Source organism: Microvirga lenta (genome assembly GCF_020532555.1).
In the GTDB taxonomy this organism is placed as follows: domain Bacteria; phylum Pseudomonadota; class Alphaproteobacteria; order Rhizobiales; family Beijerinckiaceae; genus Microvirga; species Microvirga lenta.
The window spans coordinates 140,069-165,210 of record NZ_JAJBBR010000004.1 but is presented as its reverse complement, the minus strand read 5'-3'; the positions used below and the strand labels follow the sequence as shown (position 1 = coordinate 165,210).

At 68.1% G+C, this 25,142-nt stretch carries 28 protein-coding genes and 1 tRNA gene; 10 read left to right on the top strand and 19 right to left on the bottom strand.

What is annotated here, in order from left to right:
• Nucleotides 1-61 precede the first annotated feature (61 nt).
• The 7 genes from hpf to LGR44_RS06540 form a co-directional block, all read right to left on the bottom strand.
• Nucleotides 62-634: a ribosome hibernation-promoting factor, HPF/YfiA family gene (gene hpf / locus LGR44_RS06570; protein ID WP_226738539.1), complete on the bottom strand. Its 573-nt coding sequence runs from the start codon at nucleotides 632-634 to the stop codon at nucleotides 62-64.
• A 93-nt stretch (nucleotides 635-727) separates the two neighbouring features.
• On the bottom strand, nucleotides 728-2,146 hold the full coding sequence (rpoN, locus tag LGR44_RS06565; protein WP_226738536.1) for an RNA polymerase factor sigma-54: 1,419 nt from the start codon (nucleotides 2,144-2,146) through the stop codon (nucleotides 728-730).
• A gap of 219 nt (nucleotides 2,147-2,365) precedes the next feature.
• The gene (locus LGR44_RS06560; RefSeq protein ID WP_226738534.1) at nucleotides 2,366-3,196 is read right to left on the bottom strand and encodes a DMT family transporter; all 831 of its coding nucleotides are present in this window, start codon (nucleotides 3,194-3,196) and stop codon (nucleotides 2,366-2,368) included.
• A gap of 10 nt (nucleotides 3,197-3,206) precedes the next feature.
• Nucleotides 3,207-3,746 carry a GNAT family N-acetyltransferase gene (locus tag LGR44_RS06555; RefSeq protein ID WP_226738532.1) on the bottom strand — a complete coding sequence of 180 codons (540 nt, stop codon included), beginning with the start codon at nucleotides 3,744-3,746 and terminating at the stop codon, nucleotides 3,207-3,209.
• A 10-nt stretch (nucleotides 3,747-3,756) separates the two neighbouring features.
• The gene (locus tag LGR44_RS06550; protein ID WP_226738530.1) at nucleotides 3,757-4,356 is read right to left on the bottom strand and encodes a helix-turn-helix domain-containing protein; all 600 of its coding nucleotides are present in this window, start codon (nucleotides 4,354-4,356) and stop codon (nucleotides 3,757-3,759) included.
• 119 nt (nucleotides 4,357-4,475) lie between these two features.
• Entirely contained in the window at nucleotides 4,476-6,896 is a 2,421-nt protein-coding gene (locus tag LGR44_RS06545; RefSeq protein WP_226738528.1) for a putative bifunctional diguanylate cyclase/phosphodiesterase, read from the bottom strand.
• A 30-nt stretch (nucleotides 6,897-6,926) separates the two neighbouring features.
• Entirely contained in the window at nucleotides 6,927-7,451 is a 525-nt protein-coding gene (locus tag LGR44_RS06540) for a molybdopterin-dependent oxidoreductase (protein WP_226738526.1), read from the bottom strand.
• A 198-nt stretch (nucleotides 7,452-7,649) separates the two neighbouring features.
• On the opposite strand from LGR44_RS06540, the gene folE reads away from it, so the two are divergent.
• Both folE and LGR44_RS06530 read left to right on the top strand, forming a co-directional pair.
• A complete protein-coding gene (gene folE / locus LGR44_RS06535) occupies nucleotides 7,650-8,324 on the top strand; it encodes a GTP cyclohydrolase I (RefSeq protein WP_226738524.1) in 675 nt (224 codons plus the stop codon).
• A gap of 31 nt (nucleotides 8,325-8,355) precedes the next feature.
• Nucleotides 8,356-8,859: a 6-pyruvoyl trahydropterin synthase family protein gene (locus LGR44_RS06530; RefSeq protein WP_226738522.1), complete on the top strand. Its 504-nt coding sequence runs from the start codon at nucleotides 8,356-8,358 to the stop codon at nucleotides 8,857-8,859.
• A gap of 45 nt (nucleotides 8,860-8,904) precedes the next feature.
• Here the strand turns inward: LGR44_RS06530 and lptB are convergent, their stop codons facing one another.
• The 5 genes from lptB to LGR44_RS06505 form a co-directional block, all read right to left on the bottom strand.
• Nucleotides 8,905-9,687, bottom strand: coding sequence for an LPS export ABC transporter ATP-binding protein (gene lptB / locus LGR44_RS06525; protein WP_226739245.1), 783 nt, complete (start codon nucleotides 9,685-9,687; stop codon nucleotides 8,905-8,907).
• A 111-nt stretch (nucleotides 9,688-9,798) separates the two neighbouring features.
• A complete protein-coding gene (locus LGR44_RS06520) occupies nucleotides 9,799-10,437 on the bottom strand; it encodes an LptA/OstA family protein (protein WP_226738520.1) in 639 nt (212 codons plus the stop codon).
• The gene (lptC, locus tag LGR44_RS06515; RefSeq protein ID WP_226738518.1) at nucleotides 10,434-11,210 is read right to left on the bottom strand and encodes an LPS export ABC transporter periplasmic protein LptC; all 777 of its coding nucleotides are present in this window, start codon (nucleotides 11,208-11,210) and stop codon (nucleotides 10,434-10,436) included. The genes LGR44_RS06520 and lptC overlap by 4 nt, the downstream gene beginning before the upstream one ends.
• A 63-nt stretch (nucleotides 11,211-11,273) precedes the next feature.
• Complete coding sequence (locus LGR44_RS06510; protein WP_226738516.1) at nucleotides 11,274-11,888, bottom strand: ribonuclease D; 615 nt, start codon at nucleotides 11,886-11,888, stop codon at nucleotides 11,274-11,276.
• 121 nt (nucleotides 11,889-12,009) lie between these two features.
• Complete coding sequence (locus tag LGR44_RS06505; protein ID WP_226738515.1) at nucleotides 12,010-12,495, bottom strand: hypothetical protein; 486 nt, start codon at nucleotides 12,493-12,495, stop codon at nucleotides 12,010-12,012.
• 227 nt (nucleotides 12,496-12,722) lie between these two features.
• Here LGR44_RS06505 and LGR44_RS06500 point away from each other — a divergent pair, with 227 nt between their 5' ends.
• Nucleotides 12,723-13,118, top strand: a complete 396-nt coding sequence (locus LGR44_RS06500) for a hypothetical protein (protein WP_226738513.1) — start codon at nucleotides 12,723-12,725, stop codon at nucleotides 13,116-13,118.
• A 175-nt stretch (nucleotides 13,119-13,293) separates the two neighbouring features.
• Here the strand turns inward: LGR44_RS06500 and LGR44_RS06495 are convergent, their stop codons facing one another.
• The gene (locus LGR44_RS06495) at nucleotides 13,294-14,526 is read right to left on the bottom strand and encodes an extracellular catalytic domain type 1 short-chain-length polyhydroxyalkanoate depolymerase (protein WP_226738512.1); all 1,233 of its coding nucleotides are present in this window, start codon (nucleotides 14,524-14,526) and stop codon (nucleotides 13,294-13,296) included.
• Between the two features lie 39 nt (nucleotides 14,527-14,565).
• Entirely contained in the window at nucleotides 14,566-14,982 is a 417-nt protein-coding gene (locus LGR44_RS06490) for a CopG family transcriptional regulator (RefSeq protein ID WP_226738510.1), read from the bottom strand.
• A 172-nt stretch (nucleotides 14,983-15,154) separates the two neighbouring features.
• Between LGR44_RS06490 and LGR44_RS06485 the strand changes: the two genes are divergently transcribed.
• Complete coding sequence (locus LGR44_RS06485) at nucleotides 15,155-15,535, top strand: rhodanese-like domain-containing protein (RefSeq protein WP_226738507.1); 381 nt, start codon at nucleotides 15,155-15,157, stop codon at nucleotides 15,533-15,535.
• A 158-nt stretch (nucleotides 15,536-15,693) separates the two neighbouring features.
• On the opposite strand, the gene LGR44_RS06480 is transcribed toward LGR44_RS06485, so the two are convergent.
• Nucleotides 15,694-15,778: transfer RNA gene (locus tag LGR44_RS06480), tRNA-Leu, on the bottom strand.
• 195 nt (nucleotides 15,779-15,973) lie between these two features.
• Between LGR44_RS06480 and LGR44_RS06475 the strand changes: the two genes are divergently transcribed.
• On the top strand, nucleotides 15,974-17,077 hold the full coding sequence (locus LGR44_RS06475) for a complex I NDUFA9 subunit family protein (protein ID WP_226738505.1): 1,104 nt from the start codon (nucleotides 15,974-15,976) through the stop codon (nucleotides 17,075-17,077).
• On the opposite strand, the gene LGR44_RS06470 is transcribed toward LGR44_RS06475, so the two are convergent.
• Nucleotides 17,003-17,740, bottom strand: a complete 738-nt coding sequence (locus LGR44_RS06470) for a sulfate transporter family protein (protein ID WP_226738503.1) — start codon at nucleotides 17,738-17,740, stop codon at nucleotides 17,003-17,005. The two genes, LGR44_RS06475 and LGR44_RS06470, sit on opposite strands and share 75 nt — an antisense overlap.
• Before the next feature lie 83 nt (nucleotides 17,741-17,823).
• Between LGR44_RS06470 and LGR44_RS06465 the strand changes: the two genes are divergently transcribed.
• A complete protein-coding gene (locus tag LGR44_RS06465) occupies nucleotides 17,824-19,149 on the top strand; it encodes a flavin monoamine oxidase family protein (RefSeq protein WP_226738501.1) in 1,326 nt (441 codons plus the stop codon).
• A gap of 471 nt (nucleotides 19,150-19,620) precedes the next feature.
• Here LGR44_RS06465 and LGR44_RS06460 read toward each other — a convergent pair whose 3' ends face one another.
• Nucleotides 19,621-20,613 (bottom strand): 2-hydroxyacid dehydrogenase, encoded by a 993-nt coding sequence (locus LGR44_RS06460; RefSeq protein ID WP_226738499.1) that lies wholly within the window; start codon nucleotides 20,611-20,613, stop codon nucleotides 19,621-19,623.
• Between the two features lie 170 nt (nucleotides 20,614-20,783).
• Here LGR44_RS06460 and LGR44_RS06455 point away from each other — a divergent pair, with 170 nt between their 5' ends.
• Together LGR44_RS06455 and LGR44_RS06450 are read left to right on the top strand one after the other, a co-directional pair.
• The gene (locus LGR44_RS06455) at nucleotides 20,784-21,317 is read left to right on the top strand and encodes an SH3 domain-containing protein (protein WP_226738497.1); all 534 of its coding nucleotides are present in this window, start codon (nucleotides 20,784-20,786) and stop codon (nucleotides 21,315-21,317) included.
• Between the two features lie 98 nt (nucleotides 21,318-21,415).
• The gene (locus LGR44_RS06450) at nucleotides 21,416-21,562 is read left to right on the top strand and encodes a DUF3096 domain-containing protein (RefSeq protein ID WP_226738495.1); all 147 of its coding nucleotides are present in this window, start codon (nucleotides 21,416-21,418) and stop codon (nucleotides 21,560-21,562) included.
• A gap of 13 nt (nucleotides 21,563-21,575) precedes the next feature.
• Here the strand turns inward: LGR44_RS06450 and LGR44_RS06445 are convergent, their stop codons facing one another.
• Both LGR44_RS06445 and irr read right to left on the bottom strand, forming a co-directional pair.
• The gene (locus LGR44_RS06445; RefSeq protein WP_226738491.1) at nucleotides 21,576-22,454 is read right to left on the bottom strand and encodes an EamA family transporter; all 879 of its coding nucleotides are present in this window, start codon (nucleotides 22,452-22,454) and stop codon (nucleotides 21,576-21,578) included.
• 49 nt (nucleotides 22,455-22,503) lie between these two features.
• A complete protein-coding gene (gene irr, locus LGR44_RS06440) occupies nucleotides 22,504-22,974 on the bottom strand; it encodes a Fur family transcriptional regulator Irr (RefSeq protein ID WP_226738489.1) in 471 nt (156 codons plus the stop codon).
• A 211-nt stretch (nucleotides 22,975-23,185) separates the two neighbouring features.
• Here irr and fabA point away from each other — a divergent pair, with 211 nt between their 5' ends.
• Both fabA and fabB read left to right on the top strand, forming a co-directional pair.
• Nucleotides 23,186-23,731, top strand: a complete 546-nt coding sequence (fabA, locus tag LGR44_RS06435) for a 3-hydroxyacyl-[acyl-carrier-protein] dehydratase FabA (RefSeq protein ID WP_377035602.1) — start codon at nucleotides 23,186-23,188, stop codon at nucleotides 23,729-23,731.
• A gap of 171 nt (nucleotides 23,732-23,902) precedes the next feature.
• The gene (fabB, locus tag LGR44_RS06430; RefSeq protein WP_226738487.1) at nucleotides 23,903-25,126 is read left to right on the top strand and encodes a beta-ketoacyl-ACP synthase I; all 1,224 of its coding nucleotides are present in this window, start codon (nucleotides 23,903-23,905) and stop codon (nucleotides 25,124-25,126) included.
• The last annotated feature ends 16 nt before the right edge of the window (nucleotides 25,127-25,142 follow it).

The following is a 25,142-nucleotide window of genomic DNA, read 5'->3' as shown; positions in this document are numbered from 1 at the left end:
GTGAAGCCGACAGGCCTCGTGCCGTTCCAAGCAAGTCTTGGGCCAAAACGGCCAAGTCTCTTCAGGACTGAGCCGGCGGAGGATCGACCCAGCCGATCGCCCCGTCGCCGCGGCGGTATACGACGTTCACGCGGCCGGTGCCAGCGTGGATGAACACGAGAGCGGCGGCTCCGGACAGATCCAGCTGCATCACAGCGTCGCTGACGGAGGCCCGGTGGAGCGGTTTCATGGTCTCGGCGATCACCACCGGGTGGTAGGCTTCCTCCCCCACATCCTCGTCCGTGGGCGCCTCGAAGACCGCATAGGGGGCCTCCAGGCTCGTGTCCCGCCCGGTCGCGGTCGGGTGATTCTTCAGTCTCTGCCGGTAGCGGCGCAGGCGCTTTTCGATGCGGTCGGCGCTCTGATCGAAGCTGGCATAGGCATCCCCCGCCGCGCCCGAGGCCTCGAGGGTCATGCCCGAGGTCAGATGGACGACGCAGTCGGTGCGAAAGCCCGTGCCGTCGCGGGCGACCGTCACATGGCCGGAATAACCTCCGTCGAAATACTTGGTCAGGGCGCCGGCCATCCGCGCCTCCACCTGGGACCTAAGGGCTTCGCCGATATCGAGATTCTTACCGGATACCCTCAATGTCATGTCGTTGTTCTCCTTGTGCGTTGCCCCGCCCCGGGCGACGCTTTGTGGGATGATGCGGCTTCCCCGGGGCAATACAAGTCTTGATGTTGTCCCCTACGGGGTCTTCAATCGGTGTTTGGCCCTCCTGCGGCGGTCGGCCGAGGAGGGGATGCGCAGGATCTCGCGATACTTCGCGACGGTCCTGCGCGCGATTTCCATGCCTTCCCCCTTCAGTTTTTGGGCAATTGCATCATCCGAGAGCACCGCGTCCGGCGCCTCGGCCTCCACGAGCTGCCGGATCCGGTAGCGCACCGCCTCGGAGGAATGCCCGCCCTCGCCGGCCGCGGCGGCGAAGAAGGACTTCATGGGGAAAACCCCGCGGGCGGACCCGATGGCCTTGTTGGCCGCCACCCGCGACACGGTCGATTCGTGCATGCCGATGGCCTCGGCCACCGCTTTCAGGGTCAGGGGACGCAGGGCGGCGACGCCCTCGCGGAAGAACGCCTCCTGCCGGGTCACGATCTCGGTCGCCACCTTCAGGATGGTCCTGGCCCGCTGATCGAGGCTGCGGGTCAGCCAATGGGCATTCTGCAGGCATTCGGACAGGAAGACCTTGTCCTTGTCGCTCTTGACCGATTGCACGACCTGGGCGTGGTAGGTCCGGTCGAGGAGGATGCGGGGCAGGGTGTCCGGATTGAGCTCGACCGTGAAGCCGCCGCCGGGCGCGGCGCGCACCAGGGCGTCGGGAACCAGCACGTCGACCGAGGCCGCCGCGAAGGCGAGGCCGGGCTTCGGCTCCAGGCGGCGCAGTTCGGCCAGCATGTCGGCCAGGTCCTCGGCATCGACGCCGCACAGGCGCCGCAGGGCCGCGAAGTCGTGACGGGCGACGAGATCGAGGCGCCCGAGGAGAGTCTCCATGGCCGGGTCCAGGCGGTCGCGCTCGCGCAGCTGGAGCGCGAGGCATTCCGCCAGGTTCCGCGCGCCCACGCCGGGCGGATCGAAGCCCTGGATCAGCCGCAGGGCGGCTTCGACCGTTTCGGTCGAGACGGCCAGCCGCCCGGCGATGTCCGCGAGGTCCTCGGTCAGGTAGCCCGATTCGTCGAGGCTGTGGATCAGGTGCTCGCCCACCTGCCGGATCTCCCGGTCGGCGCCCGCCAGATCGAGCTGGGCCTCGAGATGCTCGGTGAGGCTGGCGGCGCGGGCCAGGGTGGCCTCGAGCTCCGGCTTGAGCTCGGAATCGCCGCCTCCCGTCCGCACGGAGCCCCCGGACGATGGCCCCTTGGGAACCGGCAGGGGCCGGGGCGCGCTTCCGATGCCTCCGCCGCGCCGGGCATTCGGGGCCTGCCGCGCCGGGCTGCGCGGGAAGGCGCCGCCCTCGGCCTCCTGGAGGAGAGGATTGCGTTCGAGCTCGGCCTCCACATAGGCGACGAGTTCCGCGTGGGAGAGCTGCAGGAGCTTGATGGACTGGAGCAGTTGCGGGGTCATCGTCAGGGACTGGCCCTGGCGGAGTTCAAGCCGTTGCGTTGCGCTCATGACGGCATCCAACGATCCCTCGGCATGTCGAACATGCCTCTCAGGTGTACTGCGCGGCTCCAGCCACGTCAAAAGGCTAGGATTCCTAGAGCATTGTGCGGAACCGAAGGTCCGCGCCAGCGAAAAGTGGATCCGGTTTTCCGCCGAAACGATGCTCTTTGTAAGGAGAAAGCATCGGATCGATCCCAAAAGTGCAAATCCACTTTTGGGTCCGATGCTTTAGGCGAAGCGCAGGATGCCGGCGCCCAGGGCCACGAGCGCCACCGCCCCCATCTGCGCCGGGGCCATTCTTTCGCGCAGCACCACGACCGCGATCAGCGCCCCGAAGACCATGCTGGTGTCCCGCAGGGCCGCCCCCAGGGCGATGGGCGCCCGCTCCCAGACCCACAGGATCAGGACATAGGACAGGATCGCCGCCGCCGCTCCGAACACCGCCATGGCGCGGTTGGACGCCAGCGCGTCGCGGATCGAGCCGCCCCGAAGGCGGAAAGTCGTTCCGAACACCACCGCGTTGACGATGGAGAGCACCAGGGCATAGCCCAGCACCGACGGCGAGAGCCGCGCCCCCTGCGCGTCGCAGACCGCGTAGGCGGCCGAGAACAGCCCCGCCGCGAGCGCATAGGCGAAGGCGGCCGGTCCGTGCCGGCCCCGTCCGACCGCGAAGAACGCGACGCCGGCCGAGATGAGCGCGACGCCCGCGATCCCGGTCGGGCTGAGGCTTTCGCCCACGAGCACGTTGGCGAACAGCGTGACCAGAAGGGGCGAGACGGCCCGGGCCAGGGGATAGACGAAGCCGAAGCCGCCATGGGCATAGCCCTGCACGAGGGTCAGCATGGCGAGAAGGTTGAACAGGGCCGAGGCCGCGAGCCAGGGCAAAGCCGCGGCCGAGGGCCAGGGCAGGAAGGCCAGCGCGGGCACCGCCGTCAAGCCCGAGCCGACGACCACCGCGGCCATCGCGCCCTGCGCATCCGGCGATGCCTTCACGGCGGCGTTCCAGGCCGCGTGGAGGAAGGCGCTCAGGAGCGCGGCGAGGACGACGACCGAATCCATGGCGGTTCCGTCACGCGCCGGGAAGCTGCTTGTGGTAGACCGTCGTGTCGCAAAGCCCGCCCTGCGGCCACAGGGCGTAGTTCGGGATGACGCCCACCCGCATCCAGCCGAGGCGGTCGTAGAGGCGCTCCGCATCGCCGCCCGTCACCGTGTCGAGCACGAGCACGCTCTTGCCGGCGCGGCGCGCGGCGTCCTCGGCGGCCCGCATCAGGGCGGCCCCGACGCCCTTCCGGCGCGCCCGCCGATGGACCAGCATCTTGGAGATGTCGGCCCGGTGGGGCTGGTTCTCCGGCTGCCTGAGCACGACCTGCACGGTGCCGACCACCGACCCGTCCGACTCGTCCCGCGCCACGAGCAGGATGCGCTCGCCGGCCGCGACGCTCTCGGCCACGCCCTGCCAGAAGGCGTCCGCCCGCTCCTGCGTCAGGGGCGCCATGAAGCTGACCGAGGCGCCACCCTCGACGCAGTCGATCAGGACCGCCGAGAGGGCGCCGACCTGCGCCCGCGCCTCGTCCGGGGACAGGGCATGGACCGTGACGTGCCCGCACATGATGAACTCCTCAACGTTGGCCGGCGCCCGTGCCGTTCCGGTCGGCGGCGAGCGCCACCAGATAGCGGGCAGGCCGGTCGGCCGGATTGTGAAACACGATCAGCTGGTCGATGTGCATGGAAAGGCAGTCGCCCGTAGCGAGCCGGTGGGTTGCGTCGCCCACGGTCAGCTCGATGTCCCCGTCGATCATCCAGACCTGCTGGCCGATCCCGACGGAGCGGGGGCCCGTGTCGTAGGTGACGCGGGCGCCGGCCGGCAGCACCACCTCCACGAGCTCGATGGGGGACGGGTAGCCCGGAGCCGACAGGTTGCGGCGCATATAGCCGGTGGCCGGATCGCGCCAGGTGCGCTGGTCGGCGCGCCGTGCCAGGGGCGACGGGTCGGCGCCCTCCCCGCCCGAGAAGAGGGATGCGAGGGTGACGCCGAGGCCCGCCGCCAGCTTGTCGAGAACCGCCGCGGTCGGGCTGCTTTGGCCGCGCTCGATGAGGGAGATCATGGAGCGGCTCACCCCCGTGCACTCGGCCAGGCCGTCGAGGGTCAGGCCGCGCTCCGCGCGCAGGCTGCGAAGGCGCGCGGCGAGGTGCGCGTTGATGTCCGGGGAGTTGTCCATTAAATTAGAATGCTCGTCCAATATAATGGAGTCAAGCGCGCCGGAAGGTCTTCGGCAGGATACGGGTCGGGGTCCGCCGGGCCAGGGGCGGATGCTGCGGGACGGTGTCGGGGAGGGCCTCAGAGCGCCTCGCGCGCCTCTTCCTCGTAGAGGGAGAACACGAGCTCGTCCGCCGGCAGCGGATAGCCGAAATAATAGCCCTGCACCTCGGTGCATCCGGCCACGAGGAGCTGCCGGTACTGCTCCTCGGTCTCCACGCCTTCCGCCGTGGTGATCATGCCCAGGCTGGACCCGAGCCGCGTGATCGACTGCACGATGGCGAGGCAGTCGGCGCGGGAGGTCAGCTCCCGGACGAAGGACTGGTCGATCTTGATCTTGTCGAAGGGGAAGCTGCGCAGGTAGCTCAGGGACGAATAGCCCGTGCCGAAATCGTCCATGGCGATGCACACGCCCAGCGCGCGCAGCTCGTGCAGGGTGGCGAGCGTGGTCTCGTTGTCCTGCAGCAGCACCGATTCGGTGATTTCGAGCTCGAGACGGCTCGGGCACAGGCCGGACAGCGCCAAGGCGCGGCTCACGGTCTCCACCAGGTTCCGGTTGCGGAACTGCACCGGGGAGAGATTGACCGCGACCTTGGTGCCGTGAGGCCATTGCGCCGCCTGGCGGCAGGCCTGCTCGATGACCCATTCCCCGAGAGCGGAGATGAGGCCGATATCCTCGGCCACCGGGATGAACTCGGCCGGGGAGACCATGCCCTTCTCGGGGTGCCGCCAGCGCAGCAGGGCCTCGAAGCCGCTGATCTCGTGGCGCCGGATGTTGACCTGAGGCTGGTACGCGAGGGCGAATTCCCCGTTGGACAGGGCCTTGCGCAGATCGGCCTCCATGAGACGCCGGGCCTGGAGCTGCGCGTCCATCTCGGGCTCGAAGAAGCGGTAGGTCCCGCGCCGGTCGGACTTGGCGCGGTAGAGGGCGAGGTCCGCGTGCTTCAGGAGCTGGTCCGGGGCGACCCGCCCCTCGACCGCGAGGGCGATGCCGACGCTCGTGCCGATGACGATCTCCTGGCCCTCGACCTCGTAGGGGGCGCCGATGGCGTTGATGATGCGGGACGCGAGGGAGGCGCAGTCGTTGGGCTCGTCCACCGCCACCTGCAGCATGGCGAACTCGTCGCCGCCGAGGCGGGCGATGACGTCCCCGTCCCGGACGCAGCTGCGCAGGCGCACCGCGACGGCCTTGAGGAGCTCGTCGCCGGTTTCGTGGCCGAGGGAATCGTTCACGTCCTTGAAGCGGTCGAGATCGAGGCACAGGACCGCGACCGTGGTGCCCATCCGGTGGGCGGCGGCGAGCGCCTGGTCGAGCCTCTCCCGGAACAGCACCCTGTTGGCGAGGTCCGTCAGCGCGTCGTGATGGGCCATGTAGGCGATCTGCGACTCGGCGCGGCGGCGCTCGGTGATGTCCTCGTAGGTGGCGATCCACCCGCCGCCGGTCATCGGCTGGTGGGAGATCGAGAAGGTCTTGCCGTCCGGCTCCTCCTGGATGAAGGAGGCGCGCCGGCGGCTGCGGGCGAGCTCGTCCTGGCGGGCGCAGATCTGCCGCAGGGCGGCGATTCCCGGCGACTGGGACGGGTCGGCGCTCCGCGTCAGCTGGTCGAGGGTGACGCCGGGCCGGGCCATGTCGCTGAGGCCGAAGAGCTCGGTGAAGCGCGCATTGAACACGATGATCCGCCGGTCGGCATCGACCATGCAGAGCCCGTGCGACATGTTGTTGAGGGCGGCGTCGAAGCGCTCGTTCTGCAGGCGCAGCTCCTGCTCCTGCGTCTGCAGGACCTGGTTGCGGCTCTGAAGCTCCTTGTAGGCGAAGCCGAGGGCCTTGTTGGCGTCCTCGAGCTCGGCGGAGGTGGCCTGGAGGTTGCCGGTGAGGGAGCGCAGCTCCTTGTGGGCGCGCCCGAGCAGGCGGTTGTGCCATCCCAGAAGGCCCAGCAGCACGATTCCGACCAGGATGAGACAGGCCGCGAGGCTGGAGAAGAGCCAGTGCAGGCGGATCAGCTCGTGCTGGTCTTCCGCCACCCGCTGGCCGCCGAAATGGTTGGCCGCGGAGGCGAGATCCGTCAGCTTCGTCTCGAGGGGCTGAAGGATAGCATAGGCCCTCACGGCGTTGCCGGGCTCCTCGAGCCGCTCGATGAGAGGCTCGACCTCGCGCAGGACCCTGGTGAGGCTCTCCACCGTGGCCTGACGCTCGGGATCGCGGCGGACGAAGGACTGGAACTCGCCGTCCGTGAGCAGCTTCGCCCGGCTGAGGAGGATGTCGTACCGGAGCACGACCTCGTCCTTGTCGACGCCGCTGCCCGGGATCTCGTAGGCATTGAGGCGCTGGCCCAGCCGGGTGAATTCGGACACCGCCTGGCTCGCGAGCCAGGAGATGTTGTAGCGGGAGACTTCCTTCAGCGTGTTCTGACGCTCGATGACGAGGATCGAGATGTAGGCGGCCGAAAGGAGGAAGCTGGCAATGACGACAGCAAGCACCAGTTTGAGCGTTCGCAGCGACAAGGGCTGTCCTCCGAAACGAGCCTCAGGCGGTCATTTCACGACGATCTTCGCGACCTGCCAGACGGAGCGGCCGTAATAGGTCTGGTTCTTCAGTTCCGGCTTGCTGTCGAAGGGGTAGATCACGAAGAGAGGTCCCTTGTCGCGGACCGGCATGTACTCGCCGTCGCGCTTCAGGGCCAGGATCACGTTGTGCTTCGAGAAATCCTCGATCGGGATCTCGCTGCTGTAGTCGTTGAGGGCGACGAAGACGGCCCGCTGGCCGTCGGCGCCGACCAGCTTCATCAGCTTGTCGAGGGAGACGCCCTCGAACTTCACCGGGCCGTTGTACCAGGGCGTCGTGGTCTCGATGGTCTCCATGCCGAGAGCCTCGAGCATGGGACGGTCGAACTGGGCCGTGTCGCCCTTGTTGGTGGCGCCGATCTTGCCGGAGATGGTCAGGATGGGTTTCTCCTTGGGCGTTCCCAGGGTCTCTGCGCCCGCACCCGTGACGCTGAGGAATCCGACCAACAATACCGCAATCGCCACGATATTGCGTTTCGCGTAGTCAATAATCATTCTAATCTCCGGAGGTCTTCGGCAAAAACTAATACCAAGAATCAATGATGATGCGCGAGTTATAATTATTCCTTTAATCAGTCTTTCGTCACAAAGAATTAGCATATAGCTTGCCACAGACGCTATGCGGCACGCCTAATGCGTCTGCGACACTAGGGAACGAGCAGCCTTTCGACGTTCATCGGATAAAGGTCGATTATGAACTTCCACTCCACTGGTTTGAATTTGTCCCGGCTCTGCAACGAGGCTCTCGATCAGCCGATCGACGAGGCGGAGCGGGAAACGATGATTGCCGCCGCGGCCAGCAAGGTCGAGGAACTGTTCGATATTCTGCGCATCGACCACCGGAACGACCACAACACCCGCGATACGCCCCAGCGGGTCGCCAAGATGTACGTGGAGGAGATCCTGCAGGGCCGCTACACGGCTCCCCCGCGGATCACCGAGTTCGACAACGTGCGGTCCTACGACCAGCTCATCGTGACCGGCCCGATCGAGCTGCGCTCCATGTGCGCGCATCACCTCATGCCGATCTACGGCTATGCCTATATCGGCATCCTGCCCTCGGCCGAGGGCAAGATCATCGGCCTGTCGAAATACGACCGCATCGTCGATTACTTCGCCTCCCGGCTCCAGATCCAGGAAGAGCTCGTCAAGCAGATCGGCGATTACATCGTGGACATGACGAAGCCGCGCGGCCTCGCCGTGCGCATCAGCGCGGTGCACATGTGCAAGACCCAGCGGGGCGTGCGCTCCAGCCGCCGCAGCCGCATGGTGAACACCTATTTCTGGGGCGAGCTCGCCACCAGCGCCGAGCACAAGAGCGAGTTCCTCCAGGAATGCGTCACCCTCGACCGGGGATCGGCCGAATAGACCCGTCAGAAAGCCCTTCGGAGAGTTTTCGATGACCCTGACCGCCGAACGACCGGCGCCTGCGCCCGAGAGCCCTCCCCAGGGGCGGGAAATCTACCGGTCGACCAAGAGCTACGACCATAACGAGGGGCTGTCGTGCTGCTTCCGCCAATGGCGGGCCACGCATTCCCATTGCCGCCTGATCCACGGCTACGCCCTCGCCTTCCGGTTCGTCTTCGCCACCTATGAGCTCGACGAGCGCAACTGGTGCTTCGACTTCGGCGGCATGAAGCCGGTCAAGGCGTGGCTCAAGGATCTGTTCGACCACACCATGCTGGTCGCCGAGGACGATCCCGAGCTGGAGCGTTTCGCGGCCCTGCACCGGGACGGTCTGGTGAACCTGCGCGTGCTCCCGGCGGTGGGCTGCGAGGCCACGGCCAAGCACGTGTTCAACCACGTGGCCGGCTTCGTGCGCGAGGAAACCGCGGGCCGGGTCTGGCTCGAGAGCGTCGAGGTCAAGGAGCACGGCGGCAACTCGGCCATCTATTCCCGCTGAAAGGCCGGTCTCAAGCCGCTTTCCGGGAGCCCCTGAGCCGGGTCGTCAGAGACGGAAATCCTCGCCCAGATAGAGGCGCCGGACCTCCTCGTTGGCCACGATGGCGTCCGGGTGGCCCTCGGTGAGGACGCGGCCGGAATGGATGATGTAGGCCCGGTCGATCAGGCCCAGGGTCTCGCGGACGTTGTGGTCCGTGATCAGCACGCCGATGCCGCGCCGGGTCAGGTGGCGCACCAGGTTCTGGATGTCGCCGACCGCGATCGGGTCGATGCCCGCGAAGGGCTCGTCGAGCAGCATGAAGGTCGGCTCGCCGGCCAGCGCGCGCGCGATCTCGCAGCGCCGCCGCTCGCCGCCCGAGAGGGCGATGGAAGGCGACTTGCGCAGGCGCGTGATGTTGAACTCGTCGAGCAGCGCGTCGAGCTTGCGCTCGCGCTCCTTGCGGCTCGGCTCGACGATTTCGAGCACCGCGCGGATGTTGTCCTCCACGTTGAGGCCGCGGAAGATCGACGCCTCCTGCGGCAGGTAGCCGATGCCGAGGCGGGCGCGGCGGTACATGGGGAGCTGCGTCACCTCGTGCCCGTCGAGGCTGATCACGCCCCGATCTGCCGAGACGAGGCCGGTGATCATGTAGAAGATGGTGGTCTTGCCCGCGCCGTTGGGGCCGAGCAGGCCGACGGCCTCGCCCGCGCGCACGTTCAGGGCCGCGTCGTGAACCACGGTGCGGCCGCGATAGCTCTTCTGCAGGCCCTTGACCGCCAGCACGCCGGGTCCGCCGAAGACGGACACGTTTCCGGTGGTCTCGTAGAACGACTGGCCCGGCGCGCTCAGCTCCGCATCCAGGAAATGCGAATCCGAGGGACCGGCTTGGGAACGGCGGAGAAGGGATTTCAAGAGGCTATCGCTGCAATGAGGAAGGGACCGGGATGAAAGGCGCCGACGTCAGTTGGTCGCCGGCTTCTTGGGCGCGGGCTTGGCATTGGCGCCCGCTCCCGTGGGAGCCGGACCGCCGCTGCCGGGCACGAACAGGGCGCGCACGCGCCCGCCCGGCTTCGTCTCCACATTGGCCACGCCCGTGTTGATGTCGTACACCACCCGCTCGCCGCGGGTGACGTTGGGCCCGTCGCTCAGGGCCGCGTTGCCGGTCAGGAAGATCTTGTTCGACACCCGGTCGAAGGTCGCGTTGTTGCCCGTCGCCACCTGGGTCTTCGACACGATGGTGACCGGGCCTTCGCAGTCGATCTTCTTGATCGAGCTGTCGTCCGCGCCCTGCGGTCCCGGCGTCGCGGCGGCGCCGCCCTCCCGGTTCTGCTGCTCGTAGTACACGGTCATGAGGCTGCAGTTCATGGTGCTCTCGCCCTGAACCGCCACCACGTTGCCGGTGAAGACCGCGCGCCCTTCCTTGTCGAACACGTCGAGACGGTCGGCGTCGATCTTGATCGGCTCCTTGCTGGCGCCGAAATTGCCGAAACCGACGGCGCGCTCCTTGCCGGCGCCGACCTGGGCCGAGACAGGTTGGACGCAGACCGGCGCGGCGAGGAGAAGCGCGCCTGCGAGGGCGACGAATTTTGGGGTCATCATGGACGCACACTTGTCGGTTGCGCCGGCGGGCTCTCGGAGCCGGCCTCGGCGGGAACGGAAGCGGATGATTCGGACGATGCGGCGTGGAAGGTGGTGCGGACGCGACCCTTGAAATGCATGGCCTTGCCGTTGTCCTTCACCTCGAGGCCGGTGGCCTCGATGATGCCGTTGCCGAGGGTGACGGTGACGGGCTCGTCGGACACGACCGTGCCGGCCTTGAAGTCCACGAAGGCCGAGTTGAGCAGGACCTCCTGGCCGCTGTCCGTCCGCACGCGGACGTCCTGGCGCAGGTTCATCTGCTCCTTCTGGGTGTTCAGGATGCCGATGGCGGCCTCGAGCCGGGCGGCGCTGCCCTTGTCGTCGGTGACGATGCGCGCCTTCAGGTCCTTCAGCTCGACGAGGGTGGGATTCCGCACGTCCTGCGTCGCCGCGCTCGCCGTCACCTCGTAGGGACGGTTGTCGTTGCGAAAGCCGGTCAGCTTCGGGCTTTCCATGGTCACGTTCGTGCCGCTCACGGAAATGGGGCCCACGCTCAGCCCCTCGATCTGCCGGAAGGGATCGAGATAGGCGACCGCGCCGACCGCCGCCATGGCGATCAGGGCGCCGAGGGGAATCGCCACCTTGGCGACGCGCACCAGCCTGGAATGGCGCTGGGCCTTGGAGAAGGCGCGCGAACGCGCGCTCCGCACGGGAGCCGGACCGTCACCGATCGTGATGCCGTTCGTCGCCGTCACTGTCAAAGGCCCCTTCCCGTCCACATCGGCCGGTGCCATGGCCGACAGCCGTGGCAATGTTGTGACGGATGAGGGTTTTATGCGGGAAAGTTTAAGGTCGCGTCAACTATGGGCGAAAATGTCCGTGTCCGGCCACCCCAAAAGATCCAGCTGCGCCCGCGTGGGCAGGAAGGAGAAGCATTGGTGGGCGATGCCGAGCCGGTTCTCCCGCTCCAGCATCCGGTCGAGCCGGTCCTTGAGCGCATGGAGATGCAGCACGTCGGAGGCCGCGTAGTCGAGCTGGGCCTGGGTGAGCGTGTCGGCGCCCCAGTCGGAGGATTGCTGCTGCTTGGAGAGCTCGACGCCGAGCTGCTCGCGCACCAGGTCCTTCAGGCCGTGCCGGTCGGTATAGGTGCGCACGAGCCGCGAGGCCACCTTGGTGCAGTAGACCGGACGCGGCATCACCCCGAAGGCATGGAACAGCACCGCAAGGTCGAAGCGGGCATAGTGGAAGATCTTGAGCACGCTCTCGTCGCCGAGCACCCGGACCAGGTTCTCCGGAACGGGTCCGTCCTTTTCGATCTGGACCACGTCGGCGGTGCCGTCGCCCTTCGAGATCTGCACCACGCACAGGCGGTCCCGGTGGGGGTTGAGGCCGAGGGTCTCGGTGTCGATCGCGATGGCCGGGCCGGGCTGGTAGTCCGCGGGCAGGTCGCCGCGATGGAAGCGGGTGGTCATGAAACGTCCAGATCGAAAATTGTCCCGGGTTCTGCCTCTACCCTGTCCGCACCGCCCGGGCAACGACGCGAAAAGCCCCGCGCGGGGCGGGGCTTTCCTCGAGGGGCACGGCACGCGGATCTCAGTAGCAGGTCTGGACCCGGCGGACGATCACACGCCCGTAGCGGTTCACGATCCGGCGGCGCTCCGTGAAGCAGGTGCGGGCCGGGGCGTAGTAGGTCGGCTGATAGTAGCCGGGCGAATAGTAATAGGGATTGGCCGCCGCGCTGGCGATGGCGCCGAGAGCCAGGCCGCCGATCAGGCCCGCCGCGACGGCGCCGCCGTTGTAGGAGCGGCGGTAGCCGTAGCGATAGGGATAGCCGTAGCGGTATCGTGGGCCGTAATAGGCCGGGCGATAGCCGTAACGGGAACCGTAATAGCCCGCGACCGGGCGGTAGGGCCGCACCGCGCGGGCGCCGACGGGCACGCCCGAAAAGTAGCGGACGGTGCCGCCTTCATAGGCCGGAACACCGTAGAAGACCTGCGCCGAGGCGGGCGCCGACTGGAGCGCCATGGCGCCGCCGAGGGCGAAGGCTGCAGCCGTCAAGGTTTTGAATGGGACAATCATCACGTCCTCCAGGACACTGAGACTTGTCTGACAACGGCAGGCGGAGGCGGGATGTTCCGCTTTTGTCTTGAGCACCGTCGCCGCAACCGCTGCCGCAGGATGTGCGGCAGCGCATAGGCCGATCACCAAAAAGCGATTCTTCGCAACCTTGTCCTGACAGCCGCGTTGGTCGTGCGATGCTTACGGCACGTCACCCTCGTGGCAACGCCTTACGATGGAGAACTTTTATGCGACGCATCCTTATGACGACCGCCGCCATTGGCGCGCTCGCCTTCAGCGCAGCTGGGGCGATGGCTCAGACCCCGCCGCCGGTTCCGAACGCCAGCGGCTCGCAGGTGACCAACCCGGCCACCTACGGCAACACCGCCAGCCCGGGCACCATTCAGACCGCCCCTCCCGGCCAGCCCGCCATGACCGGCACCTGCGCGCCGGTTCCGAACGCCAGCGGTTCGCAGACGACGAATCCCTGCACCTACGGCTCCACCGTGCCGCAGAACCACGGCCAGAGGCTGAACGTGGCGCCGTCCGCGACCGGCTCGGTCCCGCCGCCGCCGGTTCCGAACGCCAGCGGCTCGCAGGTGACCAACCCGGCCACCTACGGGAACACGACTCCCGTCCGCTAACTCGGGATCGCTGATCCCTCAAGATCCATCGGGACCGGGCGGTCCGGCACAGGGTGCCGGCGCCCGGCTCCCCCTGGAACGACTCTCCGGTGACGTGCCATGCAGCGCAGTTCCGAAGCGGCCGAAGGTGCCGCGCCGGACCTGCGCCGCAACTTTTTGAGGACCCGCCTCCGCTTCACGCCGTCCGGCGCTCGCGAAAGAAGCGCAGCATCTCGCGGCTGGCATCCGGTCCGCGCGGATCGGTGTAGGTTCCGGCCGGGCTTCCGCCGGACCAGGCATGCCCCGCCCCGTGGAGCACCCAGTGCTCGAGAACGGGATGTCCTTCCTCGTCGCTCTGCACCGTGCGGGTATAGCGCACGCCGCCCGGGCTCTCCCCGCGCGACACGGTTTGGCGCAGATCCGATCCCGCCTTCGACTGGGCGATGACTTGGTCCCCGTTGACCGGATTGACCGTCTTGTCCCGGTCGCCATGGAACACGATGGTCGGCACCGGCTTCCCGGTGCGGCCGCTGCGCGCCGGGCCGCCCTGGCGCATGGCCGCGAAGGCGGAGGCGACGTCCCGGGCGGCCCCGCAGGCCAGCCCCGAATGAACCCCCACGGCGGCGTAGAGATCGGGATAGGTCGATCCCATGATCGCTGCCGCGGCACCGCCGGCGGAAAGGCCCGCCACATAGACGCGGCCGGGATCGACCGGGAACTCGCCCATGATCTGCCGGGTGATGCCCGCGATCAGCGCCGGCTCGCCCCGGTCGCGCTGCTGGTCGTCCGCGTTGAACCAGTTCCAGCATTTCGAGGCGTTGGCCGCCTTCGTCTGCGCCGGATAGGCCACGAGGAAGGTCTGCTCCTCGGCGAGCGCATTCATCTGCGTGCCGGCGGCGAAATCGTCCGGCGACTGGGTGCAGCCATGCAGCATCACCACGAGGGGCAGCGCCTGCCCGCGATAGCCGCTCGGAACATAGAGCTTGTAGCTGCGCCGCCCCGCCTCGCCCGCGAAGGCGCGCTCCTCGAAGCGCGCCCCGTCCGGCAACGGAGCCGCAGGCGCGCCGGGCGCGGGCTTGAACGGCCCCTCGAATCCGGCAACCGGGCCGCCCTGCCCCACGCGGCCGAGGAACTCCCGCATCGCCTCCGGCACGCCCGCCTGGGCCAGGCCCTCGGCGATGCCGGTCCAGGGATGGGCCTCGGCGCGCGGCGAATCGGATGGCGGCGCCGTCCAGGCTCCGCCCTCGGCCGCCGGGGGCTCCAGGTCGATGGTGCGCTTCCCGGGTTCGGACCGGTGGCGCGGCGCGTCGGCGGGCCGGGACGCCGTTCCCGGGAGCGCTCCGCGCAGGGACGCCATGGCGTCGGCGAGCCGACCCTGGCGGGTGAGCCGGGTCGCCTCGGCCATGGCCTTCTTGAAGGGGGAGTTCATGATCGTGTTCCTGATGGGTTGGAGAATGGGGTCCGGGCGTCAGCGCATGCGGTCCCGCAGCGCCTCCTTCACGGCCGCGCTGGCATGGAGGGCCCCCAGGACGTGAAGGGAGCCGATGGTCTGGCGCGCCAGTTCCGGCGTGACGTCGGGCGCGATGGTCGCCAGCCCCAGAACCTGGATGTGCAGCACCTCGCCGGCCGCCCGCGCCGTCTCCAGATCCTGCCGGGTGAAATGGCGCAGGCCGAGATCGAGCTGGTGGCGCGCCACCGAGTTGCGGACGTTGTCGTTGTGCCGGTCGAGCTGGTTGCGGATGGCCGTGCGGATGAAGTCGGTGCGGTTCGAATAGAACCCCTCCTGAACCAGCAGGTCGATCTGGCCCAGATCCACGAAGCCGAGATTGATCGTGATCTTCTCGCTGTCCGTCTTCGGCCGGAGTTCCTGCACGTTGCTGGGCATCTTCACCATCCTATTACCATCCCGCTGGATGGTAGATGGCCATGCCGGCACCGGCATTCAAGGGCGATGCGACCGATCGCGGCCACGATGGGACGGGCGCCCCATGCTTGAGGGTTATTGGTCCGCCGCCCGATCGGGCCTAGACTCGGCCGCCCGATGTGAGGAGGAGACCATGCCCACGAACGTCAAGGACCTGCTGGCGGAGGCGAACGCCGCCGTGCCCAAGCTGTCTCCCGCGGAAGCCGCCGAGAGGATGCGATCCGGCGACGTGCTCGTCGTGGACGTGCGCGATCCCACAGAGGTTCAGCAGAGCGGCAGGCTCAAGGGCGCGCTGAACGTCTCGCGCGGCATGCTGGAATTCCGCGCCGACCCGGAGAGCCAGTATCACAACCCGGAATTCCGGAAGGACAAGACCATCCTCCTGCACTGCGCCTCCGGCGGCCGCTCGGCGCTCGCGGGCAAGACCCTGCAGGACATGGGCTACACGTCCGTCTTCAACATCGGCGGGTTCAAGGATCTGGCGGAGGCGGGAATCGACACCGAGCCTGCTTGAGGGGGTGAGCGGCTTGCGCCGAAGCCGGCCGTGCGCACGACGCAACGGTCGCGATGCAACGCGCGCGGTTTACTGATCTTTGGAGAGGCAGGCTCCCGTGCCGCTCGTCACACCTGACGTTGCGACTTGCCTGTCGATATGGACCATCGAAGAAGGGATGGTGCCCAGGAGAGGACTCGAACCTCCACGGTGTTACCCGCTGCTACCTGAAAGCAGTGCGTCTACCAATTCCGCCACCTGGGCATGCCTGTTCGGCGAGGGTTCGTTTAAGGCCGTTGGGGCGGCGCGTCAATCGCTGAAAACGACGATTGCGTGCTTTCTCTGTCGCACGCCCCTTCACAGGGGTCCGGCGTTTGACTAGAGACGTTCCAAATTCCATTTCCAGGGTCGCCCCGAGCCCCAGGGTCCGACCCACGTCCCGACGGACAGGAGCTTTTCATGATCGGCGCCATCCGCACGCCCTATCAGCAACTCGTCACCGTCTTCGGCGGCACCGGCTTTCTCGGCCGCTACGTGGTGAGTGCCCTGGCCAAGCGCGGCTACCGGGTTCTCGTGGCGACCCGCCTGCCGAACCGGACGAACTTCCTGCCGCAGGGCATGGTCGGCCAGATCCATCAGATCCAGGCCAACCTGCGCTATCCGGATTCCGTCGCCCACGCGGTCGCCAAGGCCGATCACGTGATCAACCTGGTGGGCATCCTGCAGGAGAAGGGGCGCCAGCGCTTCGACGCGATCCAGGCCGAGGGGCCGCGCCTCATCGCCGAGCTGGCCCGGCCCGACGCCACCATCGTCAACGTCTCGGCCATCGGCGCCGATGCGAACTCCGAATCGGTCTATGCCCGCTCCAAGGCCCGCGGCGAAGCCGGGCTCCTGAACGTGCGGCCGGATGCGGTGATCCTGCGGCCCTCCCTCATGTTCGGGCCGAGCGACAACACCCTGAACCGCTTCGCCAGCCTCGTCCGGATGCTCCCGGTCCTGCCGCTGGCGGGAGCCGACACCGGCTTCCAGCCGGTCTTCGCCGGCGACGTGGCGGCGGCCATCGTCAAGGCGGTGGACGGCGCCGTGCCGGGCGGGCGCGTCTACGAGCTCGGCGGCCCCGAGATCAAGACCCTGCGCGCCCTGGTGGAATACGTGTGCGAGGTGACCGAGCGCAAGCGGGTGATCCTGCCCCTGCCGAACGCGGCCGCCCGCGCCCAGGGCAGCGTCCTGGGCCTGCTCGACACGCTCACCCTCGGCCTGATGCCGGACGAGTTCGTGATGACCAAGGACCAGGCGATCCTGCTGGAGCGGGACAACGTGGTCTCCGAGACCGCCCTGCGGGAGGGCCGCACCCTCGAGGGGCTGGGCATCACCCCCACCACCATCGAGGCCATCGCGCCCTCCTACCTGACCCGCTTCCGCAAGACGGGCCAGTTCGACCTCAACCGCAACGCGACGCAGACCAAGCCGGATCTGCTGGCGGGCGAATCACGGGACGCGACGTCCGACTTCAAGCCGGACCGGGCCTCCGGACCGGCCGTCGGCCAGTCGTCGAGCCACTAGGCGCTTGTGCAGGTGAACCATCATGGTCGCGCCGAAGATCGGCGTGACGAGGTTCAAGACCGGCACCAGAACGAGCCCCGCCAGCACCGCGCCCGCGGCGAAGACCGTGCCCCGGTGCTCCATGCGCAGGCGCGCCACGTCCTCGGGCACCCAGAAGCGGCCGGCCGCGAGCTCGAAATATTCCCGGCCCAGCAGGTAGGCGTTGGCGACGAAGAACACGCCGATATTGATGCCGGGAATGAAGAACAAGAGCAGCGCCGCAAGGTTCACCAGAAGCGACAGCCCGGCGAAGCGCAGGCCGTAGAGGATCGCCTTGCCGAATGGCAGGGCCTGCCCCGGCGGATCGGCGGGATAGTCCTTGCGCTCGACCACCTCGGCCACGTCGTCGAGGAAATAGCCCGCCACGATGGCGGTGACGGCGGGCAGGAGATAGATCAGCGCGACGAAGAGCCCGAACCCGGCCAGGAAGAAGGCGAAGCCTTCGATGAGCGGGTAGTCGGCGCCGACGGGATAGCTGTCGAGGAAGTAGTCGAACAGGCGCGTCAGCCCGAGCCAGACCAGCGCCAGCAGGGCCGCCGTCAAGGCCAGGGATTTCCAGAGAATGCTCCTGAGCGCCGGCGAGAACACCTCCCTGGCCGCAGCGAAAACCGACTGGATCAGCATCGGCGATCTCCTGCCCCGATGGACTGGGCGGCGAAGGCAAGACCTGTCATGAACTCTCCTGAGATGAAGCGCGGACTTTACTTATGAACGGACCCTCCGCAAGGCGAGGGGTGGAGGAAGCTGTGAAGCCTGCCGAACCGACATTCCCCCGCACCTCTGCCGACGTGCCCGACGTGGCGATCGTCGGCGCCGGCTCCGCCGGCATCGCGGCGGCGCGGCGGCTCGTGGCGGCGGGCCTGTCCGTGACGGTGCTGGAGGCCCGTTCCCGCATCGGCGGGCGCACGGTGACGGTGCCGCTGAAGGCGCATCCGGTGGATCTCGGCGCCCACTGGCTCCATGCCGGACCGATCAACCCCCTGGTCCGGCTCGGGCGCGAGCGGGGCGAGCCCCTGCGCCGGGCGCCCGTGGAGGGGCACCTCTTCGTGCGCGGCCGGAAGGGGTCGCGGGCCGACAGGGCCGCCCTCGACGCGGCCTTCGACCGGGCCGACCGGGCCATGAGCCAGGAGGCCCGCCGCCGGGAGGACCAGCCCGCCGCCAGGGCCCTGCCGCCGATGGGACCGCACGGGCGGCGCGTCGCGAAGGTCCACGGCCTGGTCTCGGGCCGCCCTCTCGACGAGGTGAGCCTGCACGATTTCCCGAGCATGGAATATGCCGACAACCTCTTCATCGCGGGCGGGCTCGGCGCCTATGTGGCGCGGCTCGCCAGGGCCCTGCCGATCCGGCTGAACACGCCCGTCCGGGCCGTCGACTGGTCGGGCGAGGGGGTGCGGCTCGAGACCGCCGAGGGAACCCTTCGGGCCAGGGCCGCGATCGTGACCGCCCCCATGGCGGTGCTGCAGCGGGACGCGATCCGCTTCGCGCCGGCGCTGCCGCCGGCCGTGAGGGATGCGATCCACGGCTTCACCCCGGGCGTCTACGAGCACGTGGTGCTGCACTGGCCCGACTCGCCCTTCGACGGCCCGGACCGGCTCGCGAGCCTGGTCGGAGGCCATCGGGAGCCGCCGGGGCTGCTCACGCGCATCGACGGCACGCCGTTCCATTTCTTCGAGCTCGACCAGCCTGCCGCGGCCCGGCTCGACGGGCGCGATCCCCATGCCCCGGCCCGGTTCGCCCGCGCGGTCCTGGCCGAGCATTTCGGGCACCGTGCCATCCGGAACCTCAGCGTCAGCCTCGGCACCGCCTGGCGGCACGATCCCTGGTCGCGCGCCTCCTGGGCCGTGGTGCCGCCGGGATCCTACGCGATCCGCGATACCCTGAAGGCGCCGGTCGGCGAGCGGATCTGGTTCGCCGGGGAGGCGCTGTCGCGCGCCCAATGGGGCACGGCGGGCGGCGCGTGGGAAGAGGGCGAGCGGGCGGCCGGGGAGGTGATCGGGCGGCTTTCCCCCGCGCATGTCGTCCCCGCCGGGTAAGCGGCTCTTTCGCTCTCTGCAGCGGGGTGAGAGGTAGCCGAAGGCTCTCACGGGCAGCGCCGTCCGGCTCTCCTCCTCACGGACCTCGGGTTTCGCAGGAAGCGCCGACCTGCTCTCCTCCCCCTTGTGGGGAGGAGGTGGAGGTGGGGGTGTGGGCGATAGCCTATGAAGGTCCGGCGCCGGCACCCTGGCCCTCCCCACAAGGGGGAGGGAAGGAGGTCGCGCCATCACAGCCAAATCCTACGGCGGTATCATCCTCTCCTGACCTCCTCCCGAAGAGCCGCGCAGCCGCGTCTCGAAGGAGGCTCCAGGGCACCCCGGAGACGCCCTCGTCCTTCGAGACGGACCTGACGGTCCCCTCGGGATGAGGGCTGCGGGCGGCTGGATGAAAAGCGGCAGCCTGAACGCAACCGAACTCCTCTCCCGACCGGGAAGACCGACATCGCGTCAGGAAAAATCCGGCGCCGGGCGTCACACCATGCTCGGCAGCACCCGGTCCGGCGGCTTGTGGCCGTCGGTGAAGGCGCGGATGTTGACGATGACCTTCTCGCCCATGGCGATGCGGCCCTCGTGGGTGGCCGAGCCCATATGCGGCAGCAGCACCACCTTGCCCTGCTTGGCGAGGCGCAGCAGGCGCGGATTGACCGCCGGCTCCTCCTCGAACACGTCGAGGCCCGCGCCCGCGATGGCGCCCGACTCGATCAGCTTGGTGAGCGCCGCCTCGTCGATGATCTCGCCCCGGGCCGTGTTCACCAGGATGGCGTCGGGCTTCATGAGCTTGAGGCGCCGGGCGGAGAGCAGGTGATAGGTGGCGGGCGTGTGCGGGCAGTTCACGGACACGATGTCCATGCGCGCCAGCATCTGGTCGAGGGATTCCCAGTAGGTCGCCTCCAGCTCCGCCTCGATCTTCGGCGGCACGTGGCGGCGGTTGTGGTAGTGGATCGAGAGCCCGAACGCCTTGGCGCGCCGCGCCAGCGCCTGGCCGATGCGGCCCATGCCGACGATGCCGAGCCGCTTGCCGGTGATGCGCCGCCCGAGCATCCAGGTCGGGGACCAGCCGGCCCAGTTCCCGGAGGGGACGATCTGGGCGCCTTCCGTGATCCGGCGCGCCACGGCGAGGATCAGTGCCATGGTCATGTCCGCCGTGTCCTCGGTCAGCACGCCCGGCGTGTTGGTGACGGTGATGCCCCGGGCGGCGGCGGCGGGCACGTCGATGTTGTCGACCCCGTTGCCGAAATTGGCGATGAGCTTGAGGTTGGGGCCGGCCTGCTCCAGGAGGGCCGCGTCGATGTCGTCGGTGATGGTCGGCACCAGCACGTCGGCCGTCCTCACCGCCTCGGCGAGTTCCTCGGCCGTGAGCGGCTTGTCCTCGAGGTTGAGGCGCGTGTCGAAGAGCTCGCGCAGGCGCGTCTCGATCACGTCGGGAAGGCGGCGGGTGACGACGACGACAGGTCTCTTCTTCATCGGCTCGGGATGTCCTCGGGCACTCGAAAAAGCCGCACGAGTTTCAGGAGATTTCACTCTCTCTTAACCCTGTTTCGGCGACTAAAGGCGATGAGCCGCCGCGTGGCGGGGCCCGTCAAGCTTCTCTACCAGAGGCTCGCCTTTAGACAAAGCCAACGTGAAGGGGAACCATGCGCAAGATCGTCCTCAGCCTTGCCCTGCTGGCCCTGAGCGCCGCCGAGAGCCCGGCGCAGCAGCCTCCCGGCGGACGCCTGGGAACCGGGCTTCCCGTGCCGCGCTACGTGAGCCTGAAGACGGACCGGGTGAACCTGAGGGAAGGCCCGTCCAAGGACCATCGGACGGCCTGGGTGTTCCAGCGCGCGGGCCTGCCGGTCGAGATCATCGCCGAATACGAGACCTGGCGCCGGATCCGCGATTCGGAGGGCACCGACGGCTGGGTGCTCCACTCCCTGCTCTCCGGGCGCCGCACGGCCCTGGTCATGCCCTGGGCCAAGGGCGACCAGCCGCCGATCCCGCTGCTCGACCGGGCCGACGACAAGGGCCAGACGGTGGCCCAGCTTCAGCCGGGCGTGATCGGCAGCATCAGGGGCTGCGACGGCACCTGGTGCCAGATCACCATCGTGCGGGAGGGCAGCGCCGACGTGGCCGGCTATGTGCGCCAGGAGAAGCTGTGGGGCGTCTATCCGAACGAGACGGTGGAATAAGGCCGGAAAGCCGCTGCCGGCGCGCGCCGGGGTTTCCAGTTTGGAAACCATTTCCGGCCGATAAAGGCCGCCCTGTTATAGAGTAACGGATCTCGTTCGTGTCCATCAATCTCAGCTTCAAGCTTCTCCCGATCCTGGCCCTGGTCCTCGGCATCGCCTCCCTGGTGGCGCCGCGCTTCCTCAACGTCTTCGTGGCGATCTTCCTGATCGCTTACGCGCTGGTGGGATTCGGCGTGCTCCGCTAGGCCGCGAAGCCGCCTAGGCCGGTCCCGGCCTCTGCACGAGGTGCGGGCCGAAGACGTTGATCGCCAGTCCCAGGATGATGACGGCGCCGCCCACCGCCTCGATGGGCGCCATGGCCTCGTCCAGGATCACCGACGCGCCCGCGATGCCGGCCACCGGCACGAGCAGCGCGAAGGGCGTGACCGTGGCGGCCGGATAGCGCGAGAGAAGGTAGGCCCAGACCGCGAAGGCGAAGACCGTGGTCGGGTAGGCGAGATAGGCCACCGACGCGAGGGCCTTGAGGTCGAGATGGCTCAGGGCCGCGGCCACCTGCGCCGGCCCGTCGAGCCAGAGCGAAAGCCCGAGCAGGGGAATGGGCGGAATCAGGCTGGCCCAGACCACGAAACCCAGCATGTCGACCCGGCCGGCGCGCTTGGACACGATGTTGGCGACGCCCCAGGCGGCGGAGGCCGCGACCGTCATCAGGAACGGGACGGCCTCGCTGCCCGCCAGCCGCGGCCAGGCGATGAGGCCGAGGCCCAGGAAGGCGACGATCCCGCCGACGATCTGGTACGGGCTCGGCCGCTCGCCCATGAGAAGGGCGGCGAAGAGGATCGTGAAGAAGACCTGCGCCTGCATGATGAGGGAGGCCAGGCTCGCCGGCATGCCGAGCGCGATGGCGGCGAAGAGCAGCCCGAACTGGACGATGCCCAGGAAGAAGCCGTAGCCCAGGATGTAGCGCCAGCCCGTCTTCGGGCGCGGGATGAAGAACACCGCCGGGAGCGCCGCGAAGGCGAAGCGCAGGGCCGCCAGCAGAAGCGGCGGCGTGGCGCCGACGCCGATCTTGATGACGACGAAGCTGAGCCCCCAGATGACGGTGACGAACAGGGCGAGAAGGCAGTGGCCGAGCGGCATGTGAGGACTTTACAACCGCCCCGCGAAAAAAGCCTTAACGATGTGACCGTCAGGAGGCTTTCCGGCGGAGGCGGACGATGACCTCGACACCCGCCACCTCCATGCCCGGAGGCGGCTCGGGCAGGTCGCCGACGCTGACCCCGGCGGAGGGCATGTCCACCAGCTCTCCCACGTCCTCCAGGAAGAAGTGGTGGTGCTCGGTGGGGTTGGTGTCGAAATAGGCCTTGGAGCCGTCGACCGCGAGCTGGCGCAGGAGGCCCGCTTCCGTGAACTGGTGCAGGGTGTTGTAGACGGTGGCGAGCGAAACCGGGACCCGGGCCTTCACCGCCTCGTCGAAGAGGACCTCGGCCGTGATGTGCCGGTCGCCCTTGCCGAACAGGAGCCAGCCCAGGGAAACCCGCTGCCGGGTCGGGCGCAGGCCGACGCGGCGCAGCTTGTCCCGCAGCTCGGACAGGGGGCAGCCCCGGCGATGGGCGGGAGCGGTCGTGGCCTGGATGTAGTCGGACAAGGGATCGGTCATCGTCGGAACTGATTGTAAGAATAAGTGCTTCTATCATCTCCATGATAGGAAAGCGAGGCTCTTGCCGCAAGGCTAACCGGGCCCTGCCCTCCTGCGGCATTATAAAGTTCGTGGCCGGGGGCGCAGGTCCCTTTGATGGACGGCCAAGCCTGTGCTACCAGAGCCCCGTTCGAGGGCCTCGGGCAGACCGCAGGCCGCATTTGAGACAGTGATGAAAGGATCGGCATCCGGCATGGCGCGCCAGTCGAGCTTTACTTACGAAGAGCTTCTCGCCTGCGGGCGCGGAGAATTGTTCGGTCCCGGCAATGCGCAGTTGCCGCTTCCGCCCATGCTGATGTTCGACCGCATCACCTCCATCGGCGAGGACGGCGGCGAGCACGGCAAGGGCCATGTGCGCGCCGAACTCGATGTGAGGCCGGATCTCTGGTTCTTCCCCTGCCACTTCAAGGGCGACCCGGTGATGCCGGGCTGCCTGGGCGTCGACGCCCTGTGGCAGATGGTCGGCTTCTTCCTCGGCTGGTCCGGCTCCCCGGGCCGCGGCCGGGCGCTCGGCGTCGGCGAGGTGAAATTCACCGACCAGGTGCTGCCGACCCACAAGAAGGTGGTCTACGGCGTCGATTTCAAGCGCGTCTTCCGCTCCAAGCTGGTGCTCGGCATCGCCGACGGCTGGCTCGAGGCGGACGGAAAGCGCATCTACGAGGCCAAGGACCTGCGGGTCGGGCTGTTCCAGCAGGCCGACGCGGCCGCCGGCGGCTGAGGCCCCACCCGGCCCAACACACTGTCCGGGCATGCTTTTCCGGAGGATCCGCCCGGACCTTCCGGATCATGCTCTCCGATCATTCGAAGGCTCACGGTTGAGATTGAGCACGGTCGGCCTTACGTCTCCCGACAATGGCTGCCACGAAGTTCCTATGAAGAGGTCAAGGCTATGAGGCGCGTCGTCGTCACCGGAATGGGCATCGTCTCGTCCATCGGCAACACCACGCAGGAGGTTCTGGCCTCGCTGCGGGAGGCGAAATCCGGCATCAGCAAGGCCGAGGACTACGAGAAGTACGGCTTCCGCTGTCAGGTCCACGGCGCTCCGAACCTGAACGCCGAGGAGATCGTCGACCGGCGCGCCATGCGCTTCCACGGCCGGGGAACGGCCTGGAACCACGTGGCCATGGACCAGGCGATCCGCGACGCCGGCCTGGAGGAGAGCGACATCTCCAACGAGCGCACCGGCATCATCATGGGCTCCGGCGGCCCCTCGACCCGCGTGATCGTGGAGGCGGCCGACATCACCCGCGACAAGGGCCCCAAGCGCATCGGCCCCTTCGCGGTGCCCAAGGCCATGTCGTCCACGGCCTCCGCGACCCTCGCCACCTGGTTCAAGATCAAGGGCGTGAACTATTCGATCTCGTCCGCCTGCGCGACCTCGAATCACTGCGTCGGCAACGCCTACGAGATGATCCAGTACGGCAAGCAGGACGTGATGTTCGCCGGCGGCTGCGAGGACCTGGACTGGACCATGTCGTCCCTCTTCGACGCCATGGGCGCCATGTCGACCAAGTACAACGACCGGCCCAAGACCGCGTCGCGCGCCTATGACGCCAACCGCGACGGCTTCGTGATCGCCGGCGGCGCGGGCGTGCTGGTGCTGGAGGAGCTCGAGCACGCCAAGGCCCGCGGCGCCCGGATCTACGGCGAGGTGGTGGGCTACGGCATGACTTCGGACGGCTACGACATGGTGGCCCCGTCCGGCGAGGGCGCGATCCGCTGCATGCGCATGGCCCTGAAGGACGTGAAGACCCCCGTCGACTACATCAACCCGCACGCCACCTCGACCCCCGTGGGCGACCAGAAGGAGATCGAGGCGATTCGCGAGGTCTTCGGCACGGGCGAGAAGTGCCCGCCGATCTCGGCCACCAAGTCGCTCACCGGCCACTCGCTCGGCGCGACGGGCGTGCAGGAGGCGATCTATTCCCTGCTCATGATGAACAACGGCTTCATCTGCGAGAGCGCCCATATCGAGGAGCTCGATCCGGAATTCGCCGACATGAACATCGTCCGCAAGCGGATCGACAACGCCAAGATCGACACCGTCCTGTCGAACTCCTTCGGCTTCGGCGGCACGAATGCCACACTCGTCTTCAGCCGGTATAACGCTTAAAACGAGCGTCACATCA

What these genes read in the sequence shown, in the direction of transcription:
- irr (WP_226738489.1), bottom strand. Translation starts at nt 22,974, where the DNA reads ATGACCGATCCCTTGTCCGACTACATCCAGGCCACGACCGCTCCCGCC.
- LGR44_RS06495 (WP_226738512.1), bottom strand. Translation starts at nt 14,526, where the DNA reads ATGAACTCCCCCTTCAAGAAGGCCATGGCCGAGGCGACCCGGCTCACC.
- LGR44_RS06550 (WP_226738530.1), bottom strand. Translation starts at nt 4,356, where the DNA reads ATGGACAACTCCCCGGACATCAACGCGCACCTCGCCGCGCGCCTTCGC.
- LGR44_RS06540 (WP_226738526.1), bottom strand. Translation starts at nt 7,451, where the DNA reads ATGATTATTGACTACGCGAAACGCAATATCGTGGCGATTGCGGTATTG.
- fabB (WP_226738487.1), top strand. Translation starts at nt 23,903, where the DNA reads ATGAGGCGCGTCGTCGTCACCGGAATGGGCATCGTCTCGTCCATCGGC.
- folE (WP_226738524.1), top strand. Translation starts at nt 7,650, where the DNA reads ATGAACTTCCACTCCACTGGTTTGAATTTGTCCCGGCTCTGCAACGAG.
- LGR44_RS06530 (WP_226738522.1), top strand. Translation starts at nt 8,356, where the DNA reads ATGACCCTGACCGCCGAACGACCGGCGCCTGCGCCCGAGAGCCCTCCC.
- LGR44_RS06505 (WP_226738515.1), bottom strand. Translation starts at nt 12,495, where the DNA reads ATGATTGTCCCATTCAAAACCTTGACGGCTGCAGCCTTCGCCCTCGGC.
- LGR44_RS06445 (WP_226738491.1), bottom strand. Translation starts at nt 22,454, where the DNA reads ATGCCGCTCGGCCACTGCCTTCTCGCCCTGTTCGTCACCGTCATCTGG.
- hpf (WP_226738539.1), bottom strand. Translation starts at nt 634, where the DNA reads ATGACATTGAGGGTATCCGGTAAGAATCTCGATATCGGCGAAGCCCTT.
- LGR44_RS06475 (WP_226738505.1), top strand. Translation starts at nt 15,974, where the DNA reads ATGATCGGCGCCATCCGCACGCCCTATCAGCAACTCGTCACCGTCTTC.
- LGR44_RS06520 (WP_226738520.1), bottom strand. Translation starts at nt 10,437, where the DNA reads ATGATGACCCCAAAATTCGTCGCCCTCGCAGGCGCGCTTCTCCTCGCC.
- LGR44_RS06490 (WP_226738510.1), bottom strand. Translation starts at nt 14,982, where the DNA reads ATGCCCAGCAACGTGCAGGAACTCCGGCCGAAGACGGACAGCGAGAAG.
- LGR44_RS06555 (WP_226738532.1), bottom strand. Translation starts at nt 3,746, where the DNA reads ATGTGCGGGCACGTCACGGTCCATGCCCTGTCCCCGGACGAGGCGCGG.
- LGR44_RS06560 (WP_226738534.1), bottom strand. Translation starts at nt 3,196, where the DNA reads ATGGATTCGGTCGTCGTCCTCGCCGCGCTCCTGAGCGCCTTCCTCCAC.
- LGR44_RS06465 (WP_226738501.1), top strand. Translation starts at nt 17,824, where the DNA reads ATGAACGGACCCTCCGCAAGGCGAGGGGTGGAGGAAGCTGTGAAGCCT.
- LGR44_RS06455 (WP_226738497.1), top strand. Translation starts at nt 20,784, where the DNA reads ATGCGCAAGATCGTCCTCAGCCTTGCCCTGCTGGCCCTGAGCGCCGCC.
- LGR44_RS06460 (WP_226738499.1), bottom strand. Translation starts at nt 20,613, where the DNA reads ATGAAGAAGAGACCTGTCGTCGTCGTCACCCGCCGCCTTCCCGACGTG.
- fabA (WP_377035602.1), top strand. Translation starts at nt 23,186, where the DNA reads ATGAAAGGATCGGCATCCGGCATGGCGCGCCAGTCGAGCTTTACTTAC.
- LGR44_RS06500 (WP_226738513.1), top strand. Translation starts at nt 12,723, where the DNA reads ATGCGACGCATCCTTATGACGACCGCCGCCATTGGCGCGCTCGCCTTC.
- LGR44_RS06510 (WP_226738516.1), bottom strand. Translation starts at nt 11,888, where the DNA reads ATGACCACCCGCTTCCATCGCGGCGACCTGCCCGCGGACTACCAGCCC.
- LGR44_RS06470 (WP_226738503.1), bottom strand. Translation starts at nt 17,740, where the DNA reads ATGCTGATCCAGTCGGTTTTCGCTGCGGCCAGGGAGGTGTTCTCGCCG.
- LGR44_RS06485 (WP_226738507.1), top strand. Translation starts at nt 15,155, where the DNA reads ATGCCCACGAACGTCAAGGACCTGCTGGCGGAGGCGAACGCCGCCGTG.
- rpoN (WP_226738536.1), bottom strand. Translation starts at nt 2,146, where the DNA reads ATGAGCGCAACGCAACGGCTTGAACTCCGCCAGGGCCAGTCCCTGACG.
- lptC (WP_226738518.1), bottom strand. Translation starts at nt 11,210, where the DNA reads ATGGCACCGGCCGATGTGGACGGGAAGGGGCCTTTGACAGTGACGGCG.